Annotated in this window: 22 protein-coding genes and 4 pseudogenes; 21 read left to right on the plus strand and 5 right to left on the minus strand. The window is 51.7% G+C overall.

The annotated features are described in order from the left end of the window. The first annotated feature begins 283 nt into the window (after positions 1 to 283). The 14 genes and pseudogenes from clpP (at position 284) to ACQGXV_RS23490 (ending at position 12,281) form a co-directional block, all read left to right on the plus strand. The gene (gene clpP / locus ACQGXV_RS23425; RefSeq protein ID WP_440863326.1) at positions 284 to 907 is read left to right on the plus strand and encodes an ATP-dependent Clp endopeptidase proteolytic subunit ClpP; all 624 of its coding nucleotides are present in this window, start codon (positions 284 to 286) and stop codon (positions 905 to 907) included. A gap of 113 nt (positions 908 to 1,020) precedes the next feature. Next, positions 1,021 to 2,295: an ATP-dependent protease ATP-binding subunit ClpX gene (gene clpX / locus ACQGXV_RS23430; RefSeq protein WP_440863328.1), complete on the plus strand. Its 1,275-nt coding sequence runs from the start codon at positions 1,021 to 1,023 to the stop codon at positions 2,293 to 2,295. Between the two features lie 189 nt (positions 2,296 to 2,484). Beyond that, on the plus strand, positions 2,485 to 4,893 hold the full coding sequence (lon, locus tag ACQGXV_RS23435) for an endopeptidase La (RefSeq protein WP_440863330.1): 2,409 nt from the start codon (positions 2,485 to 2,487) through the stop codon (positions 4,891 to 4,893). 196 nt (positions 4,894 to 5,089) lie between these two features. Next, positions 5,090 to 5,362: a nucleoid-associated protein HU-beta gene (gene hupB / locus ACQGXV_RS23440; RefSeq protein WP_440863332.1), complete on the plus strand. Its 273-nt coding sequence runs from the start codon at positions 5,090 to 5,092 to the stop codon at positions 5,360 to 5,362. Positions 5,363 to 5,653: 291 nt separating this feature from the next. Then, the gene (gene ppiD / locus ACQGXV_RS23445; protein ID WP_440863334.1) at positions 5,654 to 7,540 is read left to right on the plus strand and encodes a peptidylprolyl isomerase; all 1,887 of its coding nucleotides are present in this window, start codon (positions 5,654 to 5,656) and stop codon (positions 7,538 to 7,540) included. A gap of 121 nt (positions 7,541 to 7,661) precedes the next feature. Beyond that, complete coding sequence (locus ACQGXV_RS23450; protein WP_440863335.1) at positions 7,662 to 7,799, plus strand: hypothetical protein; 138 nt, start codon at positions 7,662 to 7,664, stop codon at positions 7,797 to 7,799. A 26-nt stretch (positions 7,800 to 7,825) separates the two neighbouring features. Further along, a complete protein-coding gene (locus ACQGXV_RS23455; RefSeq protein WP_440863336.1) occupies positions 7,826 to 8,149 on the plus strand; it encodes a ComEA family DNA-binding protein in 324 nt (107 codons plus the stop codon). A gap of 155 nt (positions 8,150 to 8,304) precedes the next feature. After that, positions 8,305 to 8,670 carry an IS630 transposase-related protein gene (locus tag ACQGXV_RS23460; protein ID WP_440863338.1) on the plus strand — a complete coding sequence of 122 codons (366 nt, stop codon included), beginning with the start codon at positions 8,305 to 8,307 and terminating at the stop codon, positions 8,668 to 8,670. Further along, positions 8,594 to 9,127: an IS630 family transposase gene (locus ACQGXV_RS23465; RefSeq protein WP_440862665.1), complete on the plus strand. Its 534-nt coding sequence runs from the start codon at positions 8,594 to 8,596 to the stop codon at positions 9,125 to 9,127. The genes ACQGXV_RS23460 and ACQGXV_RS23465 overlap by 77 nt, the downstream gene beginning before the upstream one ends. 5 nt (positions 9,128 to 9,132) lie before the next feature. Continuing rightward, positions 9,133 to 9,405, plus strand: a pseudogene (locus ACQGXV_RS23470) (transposase); the annotation flags it as partial. A 197-nt stretch (positions 9,406 to 9,602) separates the two neighbouring features. Then, positions 9,603 to 10,526 (plus strand): IS5 family transposase, encoded by a 924-nt coding sequence (locus tag ACQGXV_RS23475; protein WP_440863224.1) that lies wholly within the window; start codon positions 9,603 to 9,605, stop codon positions 10,524 to 10,526. 44 nt (positions 10,527 to 10,570) lie between these two features. Further along, positions 10,571 to 11,434: pseudogene (locus ACQGXV_RS23480) on the plus strand (IS256 family transposase); the annotation flags it as partial. A 24-nt stretch (positions 11,435 to 11,458) separates the two neighbouring features. Next, positions 11,459 to 11,824 (plus strand): IS630 transposase-related protein, encoded by a 366-nt coding sequence (locus ACQGXV_RS23485; RefSeq protein ID WP_440862584.1) that lies wholly within the window; start codon positions 11,459 to 11,461, stop codon positions 11,822 to 11,824. Then, positions 11,748 to 12,281 carry an IS630 family transposase gene (locus tag ACQGXV_RS23490; protein ID WP_440867567.1) on the plus strand — a complete coding sequence of 178 codons (534 nt, stop codon included), beginning with the start codon at positions 11,748 to 11,750 and terminating at the stop codon, positions 12,279 to 12,281. The genes ACQGXV_RS23485 and ACQGXV_RS23490 overlap by 77 nt, the downstream gene beginning before the upstream one ends. A gap of 6 nt (positions 12,282 to 12,287) precedes the next feature. Here the strand turns inward: ACQGXV_RS23490 and ACQGXV_RS23495 are convergent, their stop codons facing one another. The 4 genes from ACQGXV_RS23495 to ACQGXV_RS23510 all read right to left on the minus strand — a co-directional run bounded on the left by ACQGXV_RS23495 (position 12,288) and on the right by ACQGXV_RS23510 (position 15,433). Further along, a complete protein-coding gene (locus tag ACQGXV_RS23495) occupies positions 12,288 to 13,073 on the minus strand; it encodes an IS3 family transposase (protein WP_440863340.1) in 786 nt (261 codons plus the stop codon). Further along, entirely contained in the window at positions 13,070 to 13,348 is a 279-nt protein-coding gene (locus ACQGXV_RS23500) for a transposase (protein ID WP_440862591.1), read from the minus strand. The genes ACQGXV_RS23495 and ACQGXV_RS23500 overlap by 4 nt, the downstream gene beginning before the upstream one ends. Before the next feature lie 218 nt (positions 13,349 to 13,566). Beyond that, positions 13,567 to 14,265, minus strand: coding sequence for a 7-cyano-7-deazaguanine synthase QueC (queC, locus tag ACQGXV_RS23505; RefSeq protein ID WP_440867568.1), 699 nt, complete (start codon positions 14,263 to 14,265; stop codon positions 13,567 to 13,569). A gap of 94 nt (positions 14,266 to 14,359) precedes the next feature. Next, positions 14,360 to 15,433 (minus strand): PLP-dependent cysteine synthase family protein, encoded by a 1,074-nt coding sequence (locus ACQGXV_RS23510; RefSeq protein WP_440863342.1) that lies wholly within the window; start codon positions 15,431 to 15,433, stop codon positions 14,360 to 14,362. Positions 15,434 to 15,711: 278 nt separating this feature from the next. Between ACQGXV_RS23510 and ACQGXV_RS23515 the strand changes: the two genes are divergently transcribed. The 5 genes from ACQGXV_RS23515 to amtB all read left to right on the plus strand — a co-directional run bounded on the left by ACQGXV_RS23515 (position 15,712) and on the right by amtB (position 21,834). After that, positions 15,712 to 16,173, plus strand: coding sequence for an Lrp/AsnC family transcriptional regulator (locus ACQGXV_RS23515; protein WP_440863343.1), 462 nt, complete (start codon positions 15,712 to 15,714; stop codon positions 16,171 to 16,173). A gap of 155 nt (positions 16,174 to 16,328) precedes the next feature. Beyond that, positions 16,329 to 18,098: a SmdA family multidrug ABC transporter permease/ATP-binding protein gene (locus tag ACQGXV_RS23520; protein ID WP_440863345.1), complete on the plus strand. Its 1,770-nt coding sequence runs from the start codon at positions 16,329 to 16,331 to the stop codon at positions 18,096 to 18,098. After that, complete coding sequence (locus ACQGXV_RS23525; RefSeq protein ID WP_440863347.1) at positions 18,091 to 19,869, plus strand: SmdB family multidrug efflux ABC transporter permease/ATP-binding protein; 1,779 nt, start codon at positions 18,091 to 18,093, stop codon at positions 19,867 to 19,869. Before ACQGXV_RS23520 ends, ACQGXV_RS23525 begins: the two co-directional genes overlap by 8 nt. Positions 19,870 to 20,169: 300 nt before the next feature. After that, a complete protein-coding gene (gene glnK / locus ACQGXV_RS23530) occupies positions 20,170 to 20,508 on the plus strand; it encodes a P-II family nitrogen regulator (RefSeq protein WP_195315229.1) in 339 nt (112 codons plus the stop codon). Between the two features lie 33 nt (positions 20,509 to 20,541). After that, positions 20,542 to 21,834 carry an ammonium transporter AmtB gene (gene amtB / locus ACQGXV_RS23535; protein WP_440863348.1) on the plus strand — a complete coding sequence of 431 codons (1,293 nt, stop codon included), beginning with the start codon at positions 20,542 to 20,544 and terminating at the stop codon, positions 21,832 to 21,834. A 76-nt stretch (positions 21,835 to 21,910) separates the two neighbouring features. Here amtB and ACQGXV_RS23540 read toward each other — a convergent pair. Then, a pseudogene (locus tag ACQGXV_RS23540) lies at positions 21,911 to 22,114 on the minus strand (hotdog domain-containing protein); the annotation flags it as partial. 70 nt (positions 22,115 to 22,184) lie between these two features. On the opposite strand from ACQGXV_RS23540, the pseudogene ACQGXV_RS23545 reads away from it, so the two are divergent. Together ACQGXV_RS23545 and ACQGXV_RS23550 are read left to right on the plus strand one after the other, a co-directional pair. Further along, positions 22,185 to 22,343, plus strand: a pseudogene (locus ACQGXV_RS23545) (transposase); the annotation flags it as partial. Between the two features lie 199 nt (positions 22,344 to 22,542). Next, positions 22,543 to 23,517, plus strand: coding sequence for an IS30 family transposase (locus ACQGXV_RS23550; protein WP_440863349.1), 975 nt, complete (start codon positions 22,543 to 22,545; stop codon positions 23,515 to 23,517). Positions 23,518 to 23,554: the final 37 nt, after the last annotated feature.

Below are 23,554 nucleotides of genomic sequence, written 5' to 3' on the forward strand. Positions count from 1 at the left end.
TTGGGAGTGCAATATCTTAGTTTCTATGCAAAACGCAGTTTGCTATGCAAAGCATTGTAAACGCAGTGGGCACGATAACCCTTTAATCTAAAATAAAGGATAGTGTAAGCTTGAAATAGCGCGCAATGCCCCAACTAGAAGAAACAGAGGCGCGTGGTCATGGATTTTGGCGAGTCGGTGTCATTCTTAAGGGAAACGTCGGGGTGACCGTGATAGTCAACCGTCGTTATCTCAAGTAGAATCTGATACATGGCACCAAAAGCATTTTATCGAGGAGAGGTGAATGTTATACAGTGGCGAACAAGAAAAATTAGCACCCCAAATGGCTTTGGTGCCGATGGTGGTAGAACAGACTTCGCGCGGGGAACGTTCTTACGATATTTTTTCCCGACTGCTTAAAGAACGCATCATCTTCCTGACGGGTCAGGTGGAAGATCACATGGCCAACCTGATCGTTGCTCAGATGCTTTTTCTGGAAGCCGAAAATCCGGAAAAAGATATTTATCTGTACATCAACTCTCCGGGTGGCGTGATTACCGCAGGAATGTCGATTTACGACACCATGAAATTCATTAAACCGGATGTCAGCACCATCTGTATGGGACAAGCCTGCTCCATGGGGGCTTTCCTGCTCACTGCCGGCGCCAAGGGCAAGCGTTTCTGCCTGACGAATTCGCGCGTGATGATTCACCAGCCGCTGGGGGGATTCCAGGGGCAGGCGACGGACATCGAAATCCATGCGCGTGAAATACTGAAAGTGAAGCAACGTATGAATGAGCTGATGGCTGAACGTACGGGCAAACCTCTCGAAGTGATAGAGAGTGACACTGAGCGTGACCGTTTCCTCTCTGCCCATGAAGCAGTAGAGTATGGATTGGTTGACGCCGTGATGACGCACCGCGAATAACGCCGTCGGCCATAGCGTACCTGTGGTTCACGAATGCGCGCTTGCGCGTGATTCAGGTTGTAGTGATATCGCTGTTGGGCCTGCGGGCAAGAGATAAAAGAAGAGGTTTACTGATGACAGACAAGCGCAAAGACGGTTCAGGGAAGTTGCTGTACTGTTCTTTCTGCGGCAAAAGCCAGCATGAGGTCCGTAAGCTGATTGCCGGGCCGTCAGTGTATATCTGCGATGAATGTGTCGATCTGTGCAATGACATCATTCGCGAAGAGATAAAGGAAGTGGCTCCGCATCGTGAACGCAGTGCGTTACCCACGCCCCATGAAATTCGCCGCCACCTGGATGATTATGTTATTGGTCAGGAGCAGGCGAAAAAGGTTCTGGCGGTTGCGGTTTACAACCACTACAAGCGCTTGCGTAATGGCGACAGCAGCAACGGCATCGAGCTGGGCAAGAGTAACATTCTGCTGATTGGCCCGACAGGGAGCGGTAAAACCCTGTTGGCTGAAACGCTGGCCCGTTTCCTTGATGTGCCTTTCACGATGGCGGATGCCACCACGCTCACCGAAGCGGGTTACGTGGGTGAGGATGTGGAAAACATCATCCAGAAGCTGTTGCAAAAATGCGACTACGACGTACAGAAAGCGCAGCGTGGCATTGTATACATCGATGAAATCGATAAGATTTCACGTAAGTCCGACAACCCCTCCATCACCCGTGACGTGTCGGGGGAAGGGGTGCAGCAGGCTCTGCTTAAACTGATTGAAGGCACTATCGCTGCGGTTCCGCCGCAAGGTGGACGCAAGCATCCGCAACAGGAGTTTTTGCAGGTTGATACCTCCAAGATACTGTTCATCTGCGGTGGGGCATTTGCTGGTTTGGATAAAGTGATCGAGCAGCGTGTTGATACTGGTCGCGGTATTGGTTTTGCCGCAACGGTGAAAGGCTCGGCGCAAAAGGCTACCGAAGGCGAATTGCTGGGCCAGGTAGAGCCGGGGGATTTGATCAAGTTCGGTTTGATCCCTGAATTTATTGGCCGTTTACCGGTGGTCGCGACGCTGAGAGAGCTGAGCGAAGATGCACTGATCCAAATCCTGCGCGAACCGAAAAACGCGCTGACCAAACAGTATCAGGCACTGTTCAATCTTGAAGGGGTTGAGCTGGAATTCCGTGAAGAAACGTTGACGGCGATTGCCAAAAAAGCCATGGCGCGTAAAACCGGTGCACGCGGTTTGCGCTCCATTGTGGAAGCGGCGTTGCTGGACACCATGTACGACCTGCCCTCCATGGAGAGCGTCGATAAGGTGGTGATTGATGAGTCGGTGATTGCCGGTCAATCAGAACCGATGCTGATCTACGGTAAACCTGAAGCGCAACAGGCGTCTGGCGAATAAATAGTCACTTGTATGCCTGACAGAAGTTGAAAATGGGAGATTTTATCTCCCATTTTTTTTCGCATGTTCTGGTCGTTGAATGTCGGATATTTATCCCCATATACTCCAATACTTGTTGGCGAAACCCGTGACATCCGCGTTTCACGAGATTCCTTTAACCTGGCGGAAACGAAACTAAGAGAGAGCTCTATGAACCCTGAGCGTTCCGAACGCATTGAAATCCCCGTATTGCCGTTGCGCGATGTGGTGGTTTATCCGCACATGGTCATTCCGTTGTTTGTTGGCCGGGAGAAGTCGATTCGTTGCCTTGAAGCCGCGATGGATCACGATAAAAAGATCATGTTGGTGGCACAAAAAGAGGCTTTAACGGATGAACCCAGTATTAACGATCTTTTCTCGGTAGGAACGGTCGCCTCCATTCTGCAAATGCTGAAACTGCCGGACGGCACGGTTAAAGTGCTGGTCGAAGGGGTACAGCGTGCGCGTATCACCACGTTGTCTGACGGCGGTGAACATTTTGCTGCCCAGGCGGAATATCTCTCGTCGCCAGCCATTGAAGAGCGCGAGCAGGAAGTCCTGATGCGCACGGCGGTTAATCAGTTCGAGGGATACATCAAACTGAACAAGAAAATCCCGCCGGAAGTATTGACCTCGTTAAACAGCATTGAAGATGCAGCACGTCTGGCGGATACCATTGCCGCACACATGCCGCTGAAACTGGCTGACAAACAGTCCGTGCTGGAAATGTCTGATATTACGGAACGCCTCGAATATCTGATGGCGATGATGGAATCGGAAATCGACCTGTTGCAGGTGGAAAAACGTATTCGCAGTCGCGTGAAAAAGCAGATGGAAAAAAGCCAGCGCGAGTACTACCTCAACGAGCAGATGAAAGCTATTCAAAAAGAGCTCGGTGAGATGGACTATGCACCGGACGAACACGAAGCGCTGAAACGCAAGATTGAAGCGGCCAAGATGCCGAAAGAAGCGCGGGAAAAAGCCGAAGCCGAGCTGCAAAAGCTGAAGATGATGTCACCGATGTCCGCTGAGGCGACGGTGGTGCGCAGCTACATCGACTGGATGGTTCAGGTGCCGTGGAATGCGCGCAGCAAGGTAAAAAAAGACCTGGTTAAAGCGCAGGAAACCCTGGACACCGACCATTATGGTTTGGATCGCGTCAAAGAGCGTATTCTTGAATATCTCGCGGTGCAAAGTCGTGTCAGCAAAATCAAGGGGCCGATTCTGTGCCTGGTCGGGCCGCCGGGGGTAGGGAAAACCTCTCTGGGGCAGTCCATCGCCAAGGCGACGGGGCGCGAATACGTGCGTATGGCGCTCGGCGGCGTGCGTGATGAAGCGGAAATTCGCGGTCACCGTCGTACTTACATCGGCTCACTGCCGGGCAAATTGATCCAGAAGATGGCTAAGGTCGGGGTGAAAAACCCGCTGTTCCTGTTGGATGAGATCGACAAGATGTCGTCTGATATGCGTGGCGATCCAGCGTCTGCACTGCTTGAGGTATTAGATCCCGAGCAGAACGTCACCTTCAACGACCACTATCTGGAAGTGGACTACGACATGTCCGATGTGATGTTTGTGGCGACCTCTAACTCGATGAACATTCCTGCGCCGTTGCTGGACCGTATGGAAGTGATTCGCCTATCTGGCTACACCGAGGATGAGAAGCTCAATATTGCCAAGCGCCATTTGCTGCCGAAGCAGATTGAACGCAACGCACTGAAGAAAGGTGAGTTGACCGTTGCTGACAGTGCTATCTCCGGAATCATCCGTTACTACACGCGTGAAGCGGGCGTGCGCAGTCTGGAACGCGAAATATCCAAACTGTGCCGTAAAGCGGTAAAAACGCTGTTGATGGATAAAACCGTTAAGCATATTGAAATTACGGGCGATAACCTTAAAGATTTCCTTGGCGTTCAGCGTTTTGACTACGGCCGCGCGGATGAAGAAAACCGCGTTGGGCAGGTCACTGGGTTGGCCTGGACGGAAGTTGGCGGTGATTTACTGACCATTGAAACCGCGTGCGTGCCGGGCAAGGGAAAATTGACCTATACCGGTTCACTCGGGGAAGTGATGCAGGAGTCTATTCAGGCGGCGCTCACCGTGGTGCGTGCCCGTGCTGAACGGCTGGGTATCAATGCCGATTTCCATGAAAAACGTGATATCCACGTGCATGTGCCGGAAGGGGCAACGCCCAAAGATGGTCCAAGCGCCGGGATCGCCATGTGTACCGCGCTGGTTTCCTGCCTGACGGGCAATCCGGTGCGAGCGGATGTTGCGATGACCGGGGAAATTACTCTGCGGGGCTTGGTATTGCCGATCGGGGGCTTAAAAGAGAAGCTGTTGGCAGCCCATCGCGGTGGCATTAAGACGGTATTGATTCCTGACGAGAACAAACGCGATCTGGAAGAAATTCCGGCGAATGTGATTGCGGACCTGGAGGTCCACCCGGTCAAACGTATCGAGGAAGTGCTTGCGTTAGCGTTACAAAACCCGCCAGACGGTATGCAGCCGGAGCCTGTTAAGGCCAAGCGAGCGCCTGCCAAGGCGAAAACGGTGCCCGCCAAGGCCGCGAAAGAGTGACCTATCGCGAAAACCCTTGAGAAAAATCACGCTGGCAGCAGAAATGGCGCTTGCCAGCGTTTTTTTGTACCGCTAAGTTATGGCACTGTTAGTCTTAGCAAGCACGCTGTGCTAAGGTTTTACAGAATTGAAAAAAGCTACGTGTCGCGTTTTGGGATATTCAGCGTGACAACAGGATTTCAGAGGGGATGAGAGAGTGAACAAGTCACAATTGATCGACAAAATTGCCGCAGATGCTGATATTTCCAAAGCGGCAGCAGGGCGTGTGTTAGATGCAATTATTGGTTCTGTTACCGATTCTCTGAATGCAGGGGATGACGTTGCACTGGTAGGATTTGGAACGTTCTCCGTGCGTGAGCGTGCTGCTCGCACTGGGCGCAATCCGCAAACGGGCAAGGAAATCAGCATTCCAGCAGCAAAAGTACCGGGCTTCCGTGCCGGTAAATTGCTGAAAGACGCCGTTAACTGATTATCTCGTCACAGGTTTGTGCTGTAATCCGAGTACGTTACCACACATTACCTGACGCCACGGTGTCGGTAATGTAAGATAAGGGGCGCATCATTTTATGATGTGCCTTTTTTATGACGGGCGAACACTGCCCATCACCCTGCGGGGCGTCGCATTGCGGCGTAACGTCTTTCCCGCTCCTCTCTCTGGCATGTCATGTTCTGGCATTACGGTTCGCCAGAAACGCAGGGAAGCGTGGTTTTAGCCAACGCAGGGCGTGTTATCCATACTACAGCGGAGTGTTGTCACATTATGATGGACAATTTACGCGCGGCCGCTAATAACGTCGTGCTGAAAATTATTCTGGGCTTGATCGTCGCCTCCTTCGTATTGACGGGCGTGGGTGATTACCTTATCGACGGTTCTAACGATTACGCCGCCAAAGTCAACGGGCAGGAAATCGGTCGTGCGCAGTTTGAAAAAGCGGTGCAAAACGAGCGTAGCCGCATGCAGGAACAGTTGGGAGAAAACTTTTCCGTGCTGGCAGGCAATGACGGTTATATGCAGCAGATGCGTCAGCAGGTGCTCTCGCAACTGATCGATGAAGCGCTGATTGACCAGTATGCTCGTAAGCTTGGGCTTAACATCAGCGATGCGCAGATTAAACAGGCCATATTCGCTGTTCCCGCTTTCCAGACCAACAACCAGTTCGATAACGAAAAGTATCTGGATCAGGTACGCCGTTTGGGCCTGACACCGGATCGCTACGCGGAATTGCTGCGTAAGCAACTGGTCACGCAGCAACTGATTCAGGGGCTGGGCGCGACGCAATTCTCGCTGCCAAAAGAGATCGACAGTCTGGTGGCGCAGGCCGTACAGGATCGTGTGGTGATAACGGCAACGATTGACGTGGCGGCCATTGCCAAAACGCTGAACGTGACGGATGAAGAGATCAAGGCCTATTACGACAGCAACAAGGGCCGTTTTATCGACCCGGAAGCTTTCAAAGTCAGCTATCTGTTGCTGGATGCCGCACGCGTTATGGACAGTGTGAAAATCACTGATGCTGATATCGCGGCATTTTACGAGAAGAATAAGCAAGAGTTTACCCAACCTGAGCGCAAGCGTTTTAGCGTGATTCAGTTGAAAACCGAGGCGGACGCTCGCGCCGTGCTGGATGAACTGAAAAACGGTGCTGATTTTGCCGCACTGGCAAAAGAAAAATCGCAGGATGTGGTATCGCGTCGTAACGGTGGCAATCTGGGCTGGATGGATGCCAATGCCACGGTCGATGAATTGCAGCAGGCAAAACTGACCGAAAAAGGCCAACTCTCTGAGCCGGTAAAATCCTCAGTGGGCTACCTGATTGTTCGTCTGGATGACATTCAGGCCGCGCAGGTTAAACCGTTGAGTGCGGTGCGTGATGACATTGCGGTCAGAGCAAAACGTGAAAAAGCGCTGGATGAATTCTTTGCTGTGCAATGTAAAGTCAGCGAAGCGGCAAGCAATGACAATGAATCGTTGACATCAGCGGAAGAAGCTGCGGGTCAAAAAACCGTTGAAACGGCTTGGTTTAGCCACGATCAAGTGCCTGCTGAGCTGAATTTCCCGCAGGTGACGCAGGCTATTTTTGGCGGCACCCTGTTAGGCGATAACGGTGCCCCGGGCAGCAACTCCAATGTGATTGGCGTCGATGGCGATCGTGCGATTGTGCTACGAATCACCGATCACCGTGCAGAAACATCGCGTCCTCTGGATCAAGTACGTGATGAGATTGTTCAGGTGCTGAAAGTGCAGAAAGCGCAGCAGCAGGCTAACCTACAGGCTGAAAAAATTGTGGTTGACCTGAAACAAGGCAAAGAGGACTCGCTGAAAGCCGCTAACCTCAGCTTTGGCGAGCCAGAGACCCTCTCCTCCGTTTCTCAGGGCAATGTGTTGGCAGAAAGCGTGTTTGCCTTGCCTGTACCGCAAAAGGACAAGGTAAGCTACGGTGTGGCACGCGATCAGGAAGGGAACGTGGTGCTGGTTGCGCTGGACAGCGTGAAACCCCACACCATCACTGATGAGCAAAAAGCACAGTTTTCCAGCCAGGTTGAGCAGAGCGCAGTGACAACGCTGTTTGATACCCTGGTTTCCAGCTTGCGCACCGAAGCGACCATCAAATTAGGTGCCGCCGCTCAGGAGCAGCAACCGCAGTAAGTGCAACCCCTGCATCTGCAACCTGAAGTATGAAGGGTATATGCATTAATTTGTAATCCGCTGTAATAACAAAAGGCCGCTTTCGCGGCCTTTTCCACATTTTAACGCCGTGGTTTGTGCGATGTCCCTTATAGCCAACCGACTTAAAAATGATTACATCCTATGCCCTGATATGCGGCAAAGAAGCATAGCTGGCTGTTATCAAAATAATGTCGCTTGGCTATATTTCGGCACCCTGTACCTGCCAATTAATCAATAGGGAGATATCGTATGAAAAGGAAAGGAATGTCAGCACTGTGTTTATGCCTGGCCCTGGGGTTATCCGCTTTTACGGGCGGGATTCTGGCGAAAACGGGCGAGGAGGCAACAAACAGCAGTGCCTCATCGCCAGCGTCACAGGCAACAGCGTCGACGCAGGAAACGGTGAATATTAATACGGCGACCGTGCAGCAATTGACCCAGTTACAAGGGATAGGCGCGCGCAGAGCGGAGGCGATAGTTCAATATCGCGATGAGAACGGTCCCTTTACCGATATTGAACAGTTGCAGGAGGTGTCCGGCATCGGGCCGACGCTGATTGAGAATAACCGGGCCCGCCTGGTGTTGTAAGCGTCAGATACGTAGCGTTCCCGCTCTCTGGACGGCAGTGCGGTTATTCAGAGACTGTAAAATAATCTGTGTAAATGGCATTTTGAGGAAAACCTTCAAAGGATAACAAAATGCCTATTATAGCTAAACGACTTAATTTTGATTACATTATTTAAATGAGCTATTCAATTGATTTTAGACGTAAAGTGATATCTACACGGAAAAACGAAGGGTTGAGTATCCGAGAAACAGCGAAGCAATTTCGGATTGGCCCTGCCTCTGTATCGCGTTGGATTAATCAAATAGAGTCAAAAGCATCGACCACGCGTCAGCGAAAGAGCGATAAATCCGAGTTGATAAAAGATGTTGAACAATATCCAGATGCTTACCAAAAAGAACGTGCAGAGCGTTTTGGCGTTTGTCAGAAGGCCATTTGGCAAGCGCTTAAAAAGCTGGGATTGACCTATAAAAAAAACTCTACGTCATCCGAAAGCCGACGAAAACGCCCGGCAGGGATTTCAACAAAAAAAACAACAGTATGAAAAAGAAGGTAAACCTATTGTTTTTATTGATGAAAGTGGTTTTTCACACGATGCCCCACGGACTCACGGCTATTCCCCAAAAGGTCAACGGTGTTTTGGCCTGAAGAACTGGGGAGCTAGGGGAAGAACAAATGTTATCGGCGCTTTATTAGGCACAACGCTGTTTGCTATCGGATTATTTGATATCAATATTAACAGCGATGTTTTCTATGCCTGGGTCACACAAGTCCTTATCCCAGTACTCCCTAAAAACAGTGTAATCATGATGGACAATGCCACTTTTCACAAAAAACATAATATTCAACAAGTCATCATCGATGCAGGGTATATGGTGGAGTATTTGCCTACATATTCGCCAGATCTTAACCCAATTGAGCATAAATGGGCACAAGCAAAAAGCAAAAAAAGAGAGATGGGTTGCGATACAGAGAGTTTGTTCTCAGTCCATATGGTGTAATCAAAATTAAGTCGCTTGGCTATAGCAACGAACTTATTGACCAACTGCTTCAAGATTGCCACTCCCCTCAGGATCTGCTGGGTGAATCAGGCCTACTCAAGGTGCTGACTAAAAGACTGGCGGAACGGGTTCTTGAAGCTGAGATGGAGATGCACCTTGGGTATGCTAAGCATGACCCGGCAGGTAATCATTCAGGCAACTCCCGCAATGGCAAGACATCCAAGAGCGTACGTAGCCAAAATGGGGAGATCGAGCTCGATATTCCGCGCGACCGCAACAGTATAGCCAACCGACTTAAAAATGATTACATCCTATGCCCTGATATGCGGCAAAGAAGCATAGCTGGCTGTTATCAAAATAATGTCGCTTGGCTATACCTTCGAGCCGACACTGATCGGTGGCTTTGTTGAATAAATCGAACTTTCAGGGGATCGCCGGATCAAAGCACTATCATCGCTCCCGATAGCAGCTCCCCATGGCAAAGCAAAAGTTTAAAATCACCAACTGGCCCACCTACAACAAAGCACTCAGACAACGCGGCTCCCTGACGGTCTGGCTTGATGAGTCGGCCATCGCTGCATGGACTGACAGTGCTTCGCCTGAAGGTCGTGGTCGGCCGCTTTACTACACCGATATGGCTGTTACCACGGTTTTGATGATAAAGCGCGTGTTTAACCTGTCGCTCCGTGCATTACAGGGCTTTGTCGACTCGGTTTTTACACTGATGAGCCTGCCACTGCGCTGCCCGGACTACTCTCTGGTCAGTCGGCGGGCAAAAACCGTCAGTATCAGCATAAAAACGCCAACGCGTGGTGAAATCTCGCATCTGGTCATCGACAGTACCGGTCTGAAGGTCTTTGGCGAAGGTGAATGGAAAGTCAGGCAGCATGGGGCTGACAGACGAAGAGTGTGGCGCAAGCTTCATCTGGCAGCAGACAGTGCGACGCATGAGATTATCTGTGCCGACTTATCGCTCAGCGGAACGACAGATGCGCAGGCACTGCCGGGCCTGATTAACCAAACCCACCGAAAAATCAGGGAAGTGTCAGCAGACGGTGCTTATGACGCCCGTTACTGCCACGATGCGTTGCTAAGAAAGAAAATCAGGCCCCTTATCCCGCCGCGAAGCGGAGCCAAATACTGGCCGGACAAGTACCATGAACGTAACCATGCGGTGGCGAATCAGCGTCTGAGCGGGAGTAATGATATGTGGAAAAAGAAAGTGGGTTATCACCGGCGTTCAGTGGCAGAAACAGCGATGTTCCGCATAAAAACTTTGCTGGGTGGCCATCTGAGCCTGCGTGACTATGAGGCTCAAGTAGGTGAAGCGATAGCGATGGTCAAAGCGCTGAACCGTATGACGTTGTTGGGTATGCCACACAGCGTCAGGATAGGATAACAGGTGTAGCAGAGGGAGTCATCCTGTCGGCTAATTCTGATTTATTCAACAAAGCCCTGATCGGTAAGAACGAAAAACAGCTTAACGGCTTCGATGACCGCATTATTTCTCTATATTCCAGAGGGTTATCAACCCGTGATATTCAGGCACACTTTAAAGAAGTCTAGGGGGTCGATGTTTCCGCTGGCTTCATTTCTCAAGTGACCAATGCTGTGATGGATGAAGTTAAGCGCTGGCAGCAACGGCCGCTGGATGCGCTTTATCCCATTGTTTACCTTGACTGTATTGTTGTCAAAAGCCAGGACGGCGGAGCCGTGGCCAACAAGTCTGTTTATCTGGCCCTCGGCGTCAACGGCCAGGGCGAAAAAGAGCTGCTGGGGCTATGGATAGCCAAAACTGAGGGGGCCAAGTTCTGGTTATCTGTGATGACAGAACTGAAAAATCGTGGGCTAAAGGACATCTTCGTCGCCTGCTGCGATGGCCTGAAAGGCTTTCCTGATGCCATTGAAGCTGTTTACCCGCATACGCGGGTACAGCTCTGCATTGTGCATCAGGTGCGGAACTCGCTGCGCTACGTCGGCTGGAAAGAGCGTAAAGCCGTTGCTGCTGACCTCCGCACTATCTATAGTTCCGCAACGCTAGAGGGCGCTGAAGAGGCCCTGGATGCCTTCGCGGCCAAATGGGATGAGCAGTTCCCGACGATCAGCCCGTCGTGGAGAAATAATTGGGAACGTCTCATCGTCATTTTTGACTTTCCGCCGGAGATCCGCAAGGTTATCTACACCACCAACGCGATAGAGTCGTTAAATGCTTCATTGCGCAAGATAACGAAAACGCGACGAATATTTCCAACGGATGACTCGGTGATAAAATTACTCTATCTAGCCTTGCATAATATAGCTAAACGACTTAATTTTGATTACATTATTTAAATGAGCTATTCAATTGATTTTAGACGTAAAGTGATATCTACACGGAAAAACGAAGGGTTGAGTATCCGAGAAACAGCGAAGCAATTTCGGATTGGCCCTGCCTCTGTATCGCGTTGGATTAATCAAATAGAGTCAAAAGCATCGACCACGCGTCAGCGAAAGATCGATAAATCCGAGTTGATAAAAGATGTTGAACAATATCCAGATGCTTACCAAAAAGAACGTGCAGAGCGTTTTGGCGTTTGTCAGAAGGCCATTTGGCAAGCGCTTAAAAAGCTGGGATTGACCTATAAAAAAAACTCTACGTCATCCGAAAGCCGACGAAAACGCCCGGCAGGGATTTCAACAAAAAAAACAACAGTATGAAAAAGAAGGTAAACCTATTGTTTTTATTGATGAAAGTGTTTTTTCACACGATACCCCACGGACTCACGGCTATTCCCCAAAAGGTCAACGGTGTTTTGGCCTGAAGAACTGGGGAGCTAGGGGAAGAACAAATGTTATCGGCGCTTTATTAGGCACAACGCTGTTTGCTATCGGATTATTTGATATCAATATTAACAGCGATGTTTTCTATGCCTGGGTCACACAAGTCCTTATCCCAGTACTCCCTAAAAACAGTGTAATCATGATGGACAATGCCACTTTTCACAAAAAACATAATATTCAACAAGTCATCATCGATGCAGGGTATATGGTGGAGTATTTGCCTACATATTCGCCAGATCTTAACCCAATTGAGCATAAATGGGCACAAGCAAAAAGCAAAAAAAGAGAGATGGTTTGCGATACAGAGAGTTTGTTCTCAGTCCATATGGTGTAATCAAAATTAAGTCGCTTGGCTATACGTCGCCACATCCTGCTCCATGTAAGCCCGTGTTGGCTGGGGTACCAGCAGCAACCATTCATGTTTCAGACTGCCCCAGAAGCGCTCCATCACCGCATTATCCCAGCAGGCACCCACGTCTCCCATACTGCTCCTCAGCCTGTAGCTGCTCAGCAGCGCCTGAAAGCGTTGTCCCGTGTACTGCGCCCCCCTGTCCGTATGCACCACCAGGCCCGGCGGGGGAGTTCGCAGGTTATATGCCTGCATCAGGGCCCCGCAGACCAGCGATGAGGTCATCCGTCTGTCCACCTGCCAGCCCACTATCTGCCGGGAGTACAAATCCATAATAGCCGCCAGATACAGCCAGCCTTCACCGGTCTTCAGATACGTGATGTCACTCGCCCACACCTGATTTGGCCCCGGCGGGTTAAAATTCTGGTTCAGCAGGTTTGGGGCCACCTCTGCACCCGGGCGGGGTTTTGTCGTGACCTTATAAGTCCGGCGCCGTCGGCAGACCAGCCCCTCTTCCTGCATGAGTTTCTTCACCCGCCAGCGGCTGATTATGATGCCTTCTCCACGAAGCCTTTTGACCAGCGTCCGGCTTCCTGCTCCCTGCCTGCTGGCGGCGAACAGCGCCTTTAACCTGACCCGGACCTCCACGTTTTTTTGCAGCGGTTCGGCGGGCTTTTTTCGCCATGCATACCAGGCAGAGGCCGTCACACGCATGACCCGACAGAGTGTACGAACGCTGAAGTCAGTGGCATTGTCGAGAATGAACCGGTATCTCACGACATATGTTTCGCGAAGAAGGCACTCGCCTTTTTTAGTATCTCCTTCTCTGTACGTAACTCTTTGTTTTCCTTTTGTAACCGTTTTAACTCTGCACGTTCATCATCGCTGAGTACGCCGTTGCTCTGCTCGCGTGCCAGCGAGACCCATGTATGCAGGGTTTTGTTGCTTATGCCCAGCGATGCTGCTGCCCTGGCTATCGTATAGCCCTGCTCTGTTACCAGGGCAACGGCTTCCTTTTTAAACTCAGGGGTAAATTGTCGTTTATGGTTCACTAAACACCTCCGTTTTGGATGTAAGTTTAGTGTCCTGATTATTCAACTACTACACCTTTGTGTGTATCGATCTTACGACGCAGAAGGCATTGCCGCTGGAAGGCGAGTTGTTAACGCATTTGCAGGCGTTTATGCAGCCACCATCATCCGATGATTCACCGCTGGCCTAGTGAAAGTGGGGGGCGGTACGAGCCTGTTCACCCCACTATCCGATGACCTTATTGCAAACCGGTTTTGCGTTTCATTGATTCCATCACGCCGACGCGATCCTGTTGATAGTGTGCTAAGCCATTTGCACGTAAATGACATGCCGCGCAGTGGCCGCAACCGTCGCCCTGAATCCCGTTGTAGCAGGTAAGCGTCTGGTTGCGTACTGTATCCAGATGGTGGTAATGGTCAGCCAACGCCCAGGTTTCCGCCTTGTTGAGCCACATGAGCGGCGTAACAAACTGAATATCACGGGCGATACCGAGCACGATCGCGTGATTCAAGGCTTTGACAAACTCATCGCGGCAGTCAGGGTAGCCCGAAAAGTCGGTTTCACAGACGCCAGTGATCACCGCTTGCGCGGCGACCTGGTAGGCGTAAATGGCCGCCAGCGTAAGAAACAGAATATTGCGCCCTGGCACAAACGTGCTGGGAATACCGGATGCAGAGGCGTCGTAATCCGGTACGGCGATATTGTCGCGCGTCAGGCTACTGACTGCCAATTCATTGAGTAAACCGACATCCAGCACCTTGTGTGCCTTGGCTCCCAATTGGTTTGCAAGCGCGCGCGCAATATCGATTTCCGCACGGTGGCGCTGACCGTAGTCGAATGTGACACAGTGCACTTCATCATACAGGCTGAGTGCCTGAATCAGACAGGTGGTGGAGTCCTGCCCACCGCTAAATACGACAACCGCGCGTTTTGTCATTGCTCTACCTTTGTTGCTCAAGGGCGATGTTCCCAGTGTGACGGAAGAGGGACATGCTATCGCAAACGCGCGTCGTTTTCAGCGTTAACTCGGATCAGGCTACAATCAGCTCTCGTTGATTCTGTGCCTGCCCCGCGTTGAGTTGCGCCAGATACGGGCTGATATCGCCGATGTTTTGCGCGACCCATTCGGCATTGTAATAGGTATCCAGATAACGCTCCCCGCTGTCACACAGCAAGGTGACAATCGCCCCTTGTTTACCCTGCGCACGCATCTGATTAGCCAGTTGTAACATGCCCCAGACGTTCGTGCCGGTGGATGCGCCGACCTTGCGTCCCAGAATACTTTCCAGCCAATACAGCGTGGCAATGCTGGCCGCATCCGGCACCTGCATCATGCTGTCGATCACGTCAGGTATAAAAGAGGGTTCTGCGCGTGGGCGACCAATCCCCTCAATTTTACTGCCACAGTGTCCCGTCAGGGCACGGTCGCGCTGATGGTAGTAATCAAAAAACACCGAGTTCTGCGGATCGACCACCATCAACTGTGAGTCGATACCTTGATAGCGGATATAGCGACCTAAGGTGGCGGAAGTGCCGCCGGTGCCAGCACTCATCACGATATAATCGGGAACCGGATAGGGTTCACGCGCCATCTGACGGAATATACTGTCAGCAATGTTGTTATTGCCGCGCCAGTCGGTAGCGCGTTCGGCGTAGGTAAACTGATCCATATAGTGGCCGTTCAGTTCACGAGCCAGTTGCTCCGATGCCGCATAGATCTGACTGGATTGCTCGACGAAATGGCAGTGTCCGCCGTAGAAGGCTATCTGTTCCACTTTGCGCTTGGCAGTACAGCTAGGCATAACGGCAATAAAAGGCAGGCCCAACAGGTGAGCAAAATAGGCTTCAGAGATGGCGGTGCTGCCGGAGGACGCCTCAATAATGGGGGTGCCTTCTTTAATCCAGCCGTTGCACAAGCCATAAAGAAACAGCGATCGTGCCAGACGATGTTTCAGGCTGCCGCTTGGGTGTGTGCTTTCATCCTTAAGATAGAAGTAAATCCCTGGATAGTGCGGTAACGTCAGGCGAATCAAATGGGTATCGGCTGAACGCTGAAAATCCGCATCAATCGCGCTAATGGCCTGTTTAACCCATGCCGTTGTCATGATATTGCTCTCTTTGCCTGTTTTGCATCTATGGGGGTAGCCTATCCGGTTTTGCAGGAAAAAGGATTGTTTTTTTAAACTTCAATGGGGTTTTAATTTCTTTTAAAACGCTTTATTGGAGACTTTTTTTCTCTTATTTTAGAGTTAGTGGAAAGTAACGTGTTTTTACGTTCCTGGCGAGCGCCGATAAAAGGAAAAAAGCGGTTTTTCCCGCACCTTGGTTGCCTTTTCATTCCGTTGCGCGTGAAATAGAGAAAAAATGATTCTGGAATGCCGCTATGCTGGATAAAATCGATCGTGCGCTGCTTAACCTATTGCAACACGACTGCACCTTGTCGTTGCAAACGTTGGCTGATGCGGTGCATTTGACATCGACCCCTTGCTGGAAACGTCTAAAGCGATTGGAAGAAGAAGGCTATATTCGTGCTCGCGTTGCGCTGCTGGATAACGAACGTCTGGGGCTGGGGTTGACGGCTTTTGTGCTATTAAAAACGCAGCAGCACAATAGTGCCTGGTATGAAAAATTTTCCCAGGTGGTGTCTGATATGCCCGAAGTGTTGTCATTTTATCGCATGGCGGGAGAATATGATTACCTGATGCAGGTTCAGGTCGCCGACATGAAAAGCTATGATAGTTTTTACAAACGTCTGGTCAGCGGCATTCCTGGCCTGATTGATGTGACCTCCAGCTTTGCCATGGAGCGGATAAAGCACACCACCGCACTCCCGATCGTGCCATGATGAATCTCCTCTCTGAGGTTCAGCCCTCGGGACAGCGCTTGCCGCCTTCCTGTAACCTGAATTATTTCGGGTATAAATGATGATGCGCATAAGCTTTCTGTATAATGGCGCTGTGATGTTTTGCAGCCCCTTCTGGAAAATGGAATAACAACAGCGTGCGACTTTTTGCTCAATTGGCTTGGTATTTTCGTCGAGAATGGCGGCGATACCTTGGGGCCGAGGTTCTTCTTATCATTATTGCCATCCTGCAACTGCTGCCACCCAAGCTGGTCGGTGTAATTGTGGATGGCGTTACGCACGATGCGATGTCAGCAGCGACGGTGATGAAATGGATCGGCGTGATGCTGCTGATCGCGGTCATGGTTTATTTGTTGCGTTATGTGTGGCGCATCTTTTTGTTTGGCGCTTCATACCAGTTGGCCGTGGAGCTGCGCGACGATTTCTACCGCCAGTTGAGCCGCCAGTATCCTGCCTTTTATCTGCGTCATCGCACCGGCGATCTGATAGCCCGCTCAACCAACGACGTCGATCGCGTGGTATTTGCTGCTGGGGAAGGGGTGTTGACGCTGGTGGATTCCATGGTAATGGGATGCGCGGTATTGGTGGTGATGAGTACCCAAATCAGCTGGCAGCTTACGCTGTTGGCGCTGCTGCCGATGCCTATCATGGCGATAGTGATCAAACACTATGGTACGCAGTTGCATCAGCGCTTTAAGGGCGCGCAGGCGGCGTTCTCTTCGCTGAACGATCAGGCGCAAGAAAGCCTGACCAGCATTCGTATGATCAAGGCCTTTGGGCTGGAAGATTATCAGTCGAACCGATTTGCGGCGGTTGCTGAGGATGCGGGTCAAAAAAACATGCACGTGGCCCAAGTTGATGCGCGTTTCGATCCGACGATATATATCGCCGTCGGTTTCTCACACCTGCTTGCCGTTGGAGGTGGCAGTTGGATGATTATTCAGGGGACGTTTACATTAGGGCAACTGACCAGTTTCGTGATGTATCTGGGCCTAATGATTTGGCCGATGCTAGCCTTGGCGTGGATGTTCAATATCGTGGAGCGCGGGAGTGCAGCTTACGGGCGCATTCGCCAACTGTTGAATGAAGCACCGGTGGTGGCAGACGGTGAAGCAATACTGCCATCGGGCCGTGGTAACGTGGAGGTCGATGTTCGCGCCTTTGCTTATCCACAGCAACCGCGCCCGGTGCTCGACCGGGTGGCGTTCACGCTTGCGCCGGGCAACATGCTGGGACTGTGTGGCCCCACCGGTTCCGGTAAAAGCACGCTGTTGGCCCTGATCCTGCGCCATTACGATCTTGATGACGGCGAGATTCGTTTTCATGGTCTTCCGCTCGCAACGCTAAATCTGGATAGCCTGCGCCAACGTTTCGCGGTGGTCGGGCAAACGCCATTTTTGTTCTCCGACACCGTGGCGAACAATATTGCACTCGGGAACCCTGGTGCCACGCTGGCGCAGATTCAACATGCTGCGCGTCTGGCCAGCGTCCATGATGACATTACGCGCTTGCCGCAAGGCTATGAAACGCAGGTGGGTGAGCGCGGCGTGATGCTCTCTGGTGGACAAAAACAGCGTATTGCCATTGCGCGTGCGCTGCTGCTGGACGCAGAGATATTGGTTCTGGATGATGCGCTGTCGGCGGTGGATGGGCGAACTGAACACCATATTTTGCAAAACCTGAAGCGTTGGGGTGAGAAACGCACCCTGATTATCAGCGCGCACCGTCTTTCGGCCCTCACTGAAGCCGATGAAATTCTGGTTTTACAGCAGGGTGGTGTGGCCCAGCGCGGCAGCCATGGCGCGCTAGTGTCGCAAGCAGGATGGTATAGCGACATGTTTCGCTATCAGCAGTTAGAGGCGGCACTGGATGAAGAGCCGGTCAAGGGAGAGATGACAATTGGCTAACGCAAAACAGTTATGGCCGACGTTAAAGAGACTGTTGGCGTATGGTTCCCCTTGGCGAAAATCCCTGATGTTGGGCGTGCTAATGCTCTGGGTGGCAGCGGCGGCCGAGGTGGCAGGACCTGCATTAGTAAGCTATTTCATCGATCACCTGGTAGCGAAAGGCAATATTCCTCTGGCACTGGCCGGGGGCTTGGCTGCGGTTTATATCCTACTGCAATTGTCCGCAGCGCTATTGCACTACGTGCAATCGCTGTTGTTCAACCGCGTTGCGGTAGGCGTGGTGCAGCAGTTGCGCATTGATGTGATGGATGCCGCGTTGCGTCAACCATTAAGTACCTTTGATACACAACCGGTTGGACAACTGATTTCTCGCGTAACCAACGATACCGAGGTAGTGCGCTATCTGTATGTCACCGTAGTTTCCACGGTGTTGCGCAGCATGGCGCTGATCGGTGCCATGCTGGTCGCCATGTTCACCCTCGATTGGCGCATGGCGCTGATTGCCGTGATGATCTTCCCTGCGGTGGCGATTGTGATGACGGTCTATCAGCATTTTAGTACGCCGATTGTGCGGCGACTGCGCCGCTATCTGGCCGACATTAACGATGGCTTTAATGAAGCGATCTCGGGCATGTCGGTGATCCAGCAGTTCCGCCAACAGTCGCGTTTTGGTGACAAACTGGGTGCTTCAAGCCGTGCGCATTTCCAGGCGCGGATGCAGACGTTGCGACTGGATGGCGTGCTGCTGCGTCCACTATTGAGCCTGTTTTCCGCCATGGTGCTGTGCGGGCTGTTGATTCAGTTCGGTTTCAGTTCAGTGGGAACGATTGGCGTTGGCGTGCTTTATGCCTTTATCAGCTATCTGGGGCGTCTCAACGAGCCGCTGATTGCGCTGACCACCCAGCAGTCCATGTTGCAACAGGCCGTGGTAGCCGGTGAGCGTATCTTTGAACTGATGGATGCGGTGCAGCAGTCCTACGGCGATGATTCGCGTCCGTTAACGGCGGGTGCTATCGAGATGGATAATGTTTCTTTTGCTTACCGTGATAATCAGCGTGTCCTGAACCATATCAGCGTACAGGTGCCAGCGCGCGGCTTTGTGGCGCTAGTGGGATACACCGGCAGCGGCAAGAGTACCTTAGCGAGTTTGCTGATGGAGTATTATCAGCCGGATGAGGGGGAGATTCGGTTGGATGACCGTCCGCTGACGTCGCTATCCCATCAGGTATTACGACAAAATGTCGCAATGGTGCAACAAGACCCCATGGTGTTGGCGGATTCACTCTATGCCAACGTTACGCTGGGGCGTGATATTCCAGAAGATGACGTGTGGCGTGTATTGGATATTGTGCAACTCTCTGCGTTGGCAACGGCACTGCCCGAGGGCATACATAGCGCCATCGGTGAGCAAGGCAATACGCTTTCTGTCGGGCAGAAACAGCTGCTTTCTCTGGCCCGCGTGCTGGTGAAACCACCCAAAATACTGATTCTCGACGAGGCGACAGCTAACATTGACTCCGGTACTGAACAAGCGGTTCAGCGTGCATTGCGCGTTATCCGTCGTCACACCACGCTGGTGGTGATTGCGCACCGTCTCTCCACCGTGGTAGAGGCTGACAACATACTGGTGCTACATCATGGTGAAACGGTGGAGCAGGGTACGCATGAGCAATTACTGCAACGTCACGGACGTTACTACCAGATGTATCAACTGCAACTGGCGGGGCAGGAACTGGCTGCCAGCGAGGATGAACCCGTTTCCATCATCTGACTAAAGGCCTTCTGCCTGTTGCGATCGTTTTTACCCGAGCACCATCAACAGGCAGATGATTTTCATTTTTCTGTGCCATGCACCGCTATTACGCGCAATGCACCAAATAAGTGCATTGCGCGTGCGCAACATCACATCTTTATCCTTTCCTTTTACTTCTCCAGGCAGGTTCCACGTTATTTCCCTGTGCAATTATCGGTTCTACTCATTTGTGGCACAGCCTTTGCTTTATCCCTGTCGTGAAGGTTATTCGAAATGGTGGCGGGCGTAAGTCTGAACTCAATTGGTAAGGGGAAGATAATGAAACTGGTTACTGTGGTGATAAAACCATTCAAGCTGGAAGATGTGCGTGAAGCCTTATCTTCTGTCGGCATCCAGGGGCTCACCGTCACTGAGGTGAAGGGATTTGGACGCCAGAAAGGCCATGCGGAGTTGTATCGCGGTGCTGAATATAGCGTTAACTTTTTGCCGAAAGTGAAAATTGATATTGCCATCGCTGACGATCAGGTTGATGAAGTCGTTGATGTGATTAGTAAAGCGGCTTACACCGGTAAAATTGGCGACGGTAAGATTTTTGTTGCTGAACTGCAACGCGTTATCCGTATTCGTACCGGCGAAACTGACGACGCCGCACTGTAATGCCTGGCTGACGAAAAATTGGGATGGATGAAAATGAAAATACGTGTCTCTTCATTATTAGGCCTTGCCGCCGCAGCGTTACCTCCGCCGCTGGCAATGGCCGCTGATACACCGGCAATCGACAAAGCGGATAACGCTTTTATGATGATTTGTACCGCGCTGGTACTGTTCATGACGCTGCCCGGCATTGCGCTGTTCTACGGTGGCCTGATTCGCTCTAAAAACGTGCTCTCCATGCTGACGCAGGTTACCGTAACGTTTGCCATGGTGTGTGTGCTGTGGGTTATCTACGGTTACAGCATGGCCTTTGCCACCGGTAATGCCTTCTTTGGCGGCCTGGATATGTTCATGCTCAAAGGCATTGAGCTGAAATCACAATCCGGCACGATTTATCAATTGATTCACGTCGCTTTCCAGGCTTCCTTCGCGTGCATTACTGTCGCGCTTGTGGTTGGTGCGATTGCTGAACGTATCCGTTTCTCTGCGGTACTGATTTTTGCTGCTATCTGGCTGACGTTCTCTTATCTGCCGTTGACGCACATGGTGTGGGGCGGCGGTTTCCTGGCGGCTGATGGTGCGCTGGACTTCGCAGGCGGTACTGTGGTGCACATCAATGCCGCGGTTGCGGGGTTGACCGGTGCTTATCTGCTGGGCAAACGTGCCGGTTTCGGTAAAGAAGCCTTCAAACCGCACAACCTGCCGATGGTGTTTACCGGTACGGCTATCCTCTATATCGGTTGGTTCGGCTTCAACGCAGGCTCTGCCGCTGCTGCGAACGAAATTGCTGGTCTGGCATTCCTGAACACCGTAGTCGCGACCGCGGGTGCGATTCTGGCATGGGTTATCGGTGAGTGGATGGCGCGTGGTAAGCCTTCTCTGCTGGGTGCCTGTTCCGGTTGTATCGCAGGCCTGGTTGCTATCACGCCAGCTGCGGGAACCGTGGGTGTGGGTGGTGCGCTGATCATTGGTCTGGTCGGTGGTTTCGCTGGCCTGTGGGGCGTAACGGTACTGAAAAGATGGCTGCGCGTGGATGACCCGTGTGACGTGTTCGGTGTGCATGGCGGGTGCGGCATCGTTGGTTGTATCCTGACGGGGGTATTTACTTCGGCTTCTCTGGGCGGCACGGGCTACGCGGAAGGCGTTACCATGGCGCATCAGGTCTGGGTACAGCTGTTTAGCGTGATTGTCGCCTTCATCTGGTCCGGTGTTGCTGCCTTCATCGCATTCAAAGTCGCAGACCTGGCCGTTGGCCTGCGTATGCCGGAAGAACAAGAGCGTGAAGGTCTGGATGTTAACAGCCACGGCGAAAATGCTTACAACCAGTAATTTCTGCACGATATAAAAAACGCGGGCCTTGGCCCGCGTTTTTTTTGCTTAGGAATAAGGGAACGTTCTTGCTGTTTTAAGGCGCAGCATGCCGCCGCATGACCCCTTCTTGTACCGTGGAAGCGACCAGCGTCCCGTCCTGAGTGTAGAACTGGCCACGAACAAAGCCACGGGCACCTGAAGCCGATGTGCTCTCCACGGTGTAGAGCAGCCAGTCGTCGAGGCGGAAAGGGCGGTGGAACCACATAGAGTGGTCGATGGTGGCGACTTGCATCCCTGTAGTGGCATACTGAATTTGGCCACCTAAGTAGAGGTGATATGCTTACCTCATAATTTTTATAGGTGCCAAAATGAGTAAAATAATTACTGCTGAATTTAAATGTGAAACCGCCAAATTAGTCCTTGACCAAAATTATACCTACCAGGAAGCCGCGAAAGCCATGAACGTCAGTCTTTCAGCGATTAGCCGGTGGGTAAGAGCCCTTCGTTTAGAACGTCAAGGGAAAACTGCACTGGTCAAGTAAATCAGGACACTTTTTTCTCAGCCATTTGTTCATAACGCACCGGAGACAGATCCCCGTTAGCGGCATGATGCCTGTCTAGGTTGTAGTAGCGGATAGCCCCATTCCCACTCGAAACGCAACAAAGTGACCCACTGGCCAGAGTCGGATAAAATCACCGTTCTGGCCCTACTGGAGATCCCGTTGCATGCAGGGAAAACATCTGACTCACAAAGAACGGTTCTACATCGAAAAGCGGCGTGGTGATGGGGTTAACCAGGCCACCATCGCCCGGGAACTGGAGCTTCCTCGTTCTACCATCAGCAGGGAACTCAGACGCAATACCGACGCCGCTTTCAACGGGGTCTATTCCTGCAGAAGGGCCGAAACGTTGGCCAGAGGGCGGCGGCAGAAAACACGGCCGGACAGCGTGATTAACCAGCTTGAACCGCACATTCAGGACTTTATCATAACGGCGCTGTCTACCCACACCTCACCTGAGGTCATCAGTGGGCGCCTGGTCCTGGAATTTGGCCTGTCCGTCAGCAAGAACTCGCTCTATCGCTATATCCAGCAGGAGCGCCGGGCCGGCGGTGAGCTGTATCAGCAGCTCCCTCATCGGGGTAAACGGTATAACTATCAGACCGATGAGAACAAACGCGGTCCTATTCCCAACCGTGTTGGCATTGAGCAGCGGCCGGCCGTTGCTGACCTCAAGCAGGAACCCGGGCATTTCGAGATTGACACCATCTTTGGCAAAGATCAGAAATCATTCCTGCTGACGGTGGTCGATAAAGCCGCCAAGCTGGTCATCATTCGCAAACTGCCCAACAAGCGAGCAGAGACAGTGGTAGCGGCCTTCAGGGACATCGTTGCCAATACCTTCTGCGAGTTTAAAACCCTGACTGCTGACAACGGTTCTGAATTTTCCCAGCACGGGGAAATTACAAAAGTCACGGGGGCACCGGTCTACTTTGCCCGGCCATATCATTCCTGGGAACGCGGGTTGAATGAGCATACCAACGGGCTGATACGGCGTTTTTACCCGAAGGGAACGGACTTCAATTATGTCACCCATCGCAAGGTTGCAGCACTCGAACACCTGCTCAATACGCGAGGCCGAAAATCGCTGGGTTATCGTTCTCCAAATGAGGTATTTTTAACGCACTTACAGGCGGCATAATGCCCTACCGTTTTGTTGCGTTTCGACTGGGAATGGG

The organism is Symbiopectobacterium purcellii (genome assembly GCF_052050035.1).
In the GTDB taxonomy this organism is placed as follows: domain Bacteria; phylum Pseudomonadota; class Gammaproteobacteria; order Enterobacterales; family Enterobacteriaceae; genus Symbiopectobacterium; species Symbiopectobacterium purcellii_A.

What these genes read in the sequence shown, in the direction of transcription:
- ACQGXV_RS23485 (WP_440862584.1), top strand. Translation starts at nt 11,459, where the DNA reads ATGAGCTATTCAATTGATTTTAGACGTAAAGTGATATCTACACGGAAA.
- glnK (WP_195315229.1), top strand. Translation starts at nt 20,170, where the DNA reads ATGAAACTGGTTACTGTGGTGATAAAACCATTCAAGCTGGAAGATGTG.
- queC (WP_440867568.1), bottom strand. Translation starts at nt 14,265, where the DNA reads ATGACAAAACGCGCGGTTGTCGTATTTAGCGGTGGGCAGGACTCCACC.
- ACQGXV_RS23475 (WP_440863224.1), top strand. Translation starts at nt 9,603, where the DNA reads ATGGCAAAGCAAAAGTTTAAAATCACCAACTGGCCCACCTACAACAAA.
- ACQGXV_RS23515 (WP_440863343.1), top strand. Translation starts at nt 15,712, where the DNA reads ATGCTGGATAAAATCGATCGTGCGCTGCTTAACCTATTGCAACACGAC.
- ppiD (WP_440863334.1), top strand. Translation starts at nt 5,654, where the DNA reads ATGATGGACAATTTACGCGCGGCCGCTAATAACGTCGTGCTGAAAATT.
- lon (WP_440863330.1), top strand. Translation starts at nt 2,485, where the DNA reads ATGAACCCTGAGCGTTCCGAACGCATTGAAATCCCCGTATTGCCGTTG.
- ACQGXV_RS23550 (WP_440863349.1), top strand. Translation starts at nt 22,543, where the DNA reads ATGCAGGGAAAACATCTGACTCACAAAGAACGGTTCTACATCGAAAAG.
- ACQGXV_RS23510 (WP_440863342.1), bottom strand. Translation starts at nt 15,433, where the DNA reads ATGACAACGGCATGGGTTAAACAGGCCATTAGCGCGATTGATGCGGAT.
- ACQGXV_RS23460 (WP_440863338.1), top strand. Translation starts at nt 8,305, where the DNA reads ATGAGCTATTCAATTGATTTTAGACGTAAAGTGATATCTACACGGAAA.
- amtB (WP_440863348.1), top strand. Translation starts at nt 20,542, where the DNA reads ATGAAAATACGTGTCTCTTCATTATTAGGCCTTGCCGCCGCAGCGTTA.
- ACQGXV_RS23455 (WP_440863336.1), top strand. Translation starts at nt 7,826, where the DNA reads ATGTCAGCACTGTGTTTATGCCTGGCCCTGGGGTTATCCGCTTTTACG.
- clpP (WP_440863326.1), top strand. Translation starts at nt 284, where the DNA reads ATGTTATACAGTGGCGAACAAGAAAAATTAGCACCCCAAATGGCTTTG.
- ACQGXV_RS23450 (WP_440863335.1), top strand. Translation starts at nt 7,662, where the DNA reads ATGTCCCTTATAGCCAACCGACTTAAAAATGATTACATCCTATGCCCT.
- clpX (WP_440863328.1), top strand. Translation starts at nt 1,021, where the DNA reads ATGACAGACAAGCGCAAAGACGGTTCAGGGAAGTTGCTGTACTGTTCT.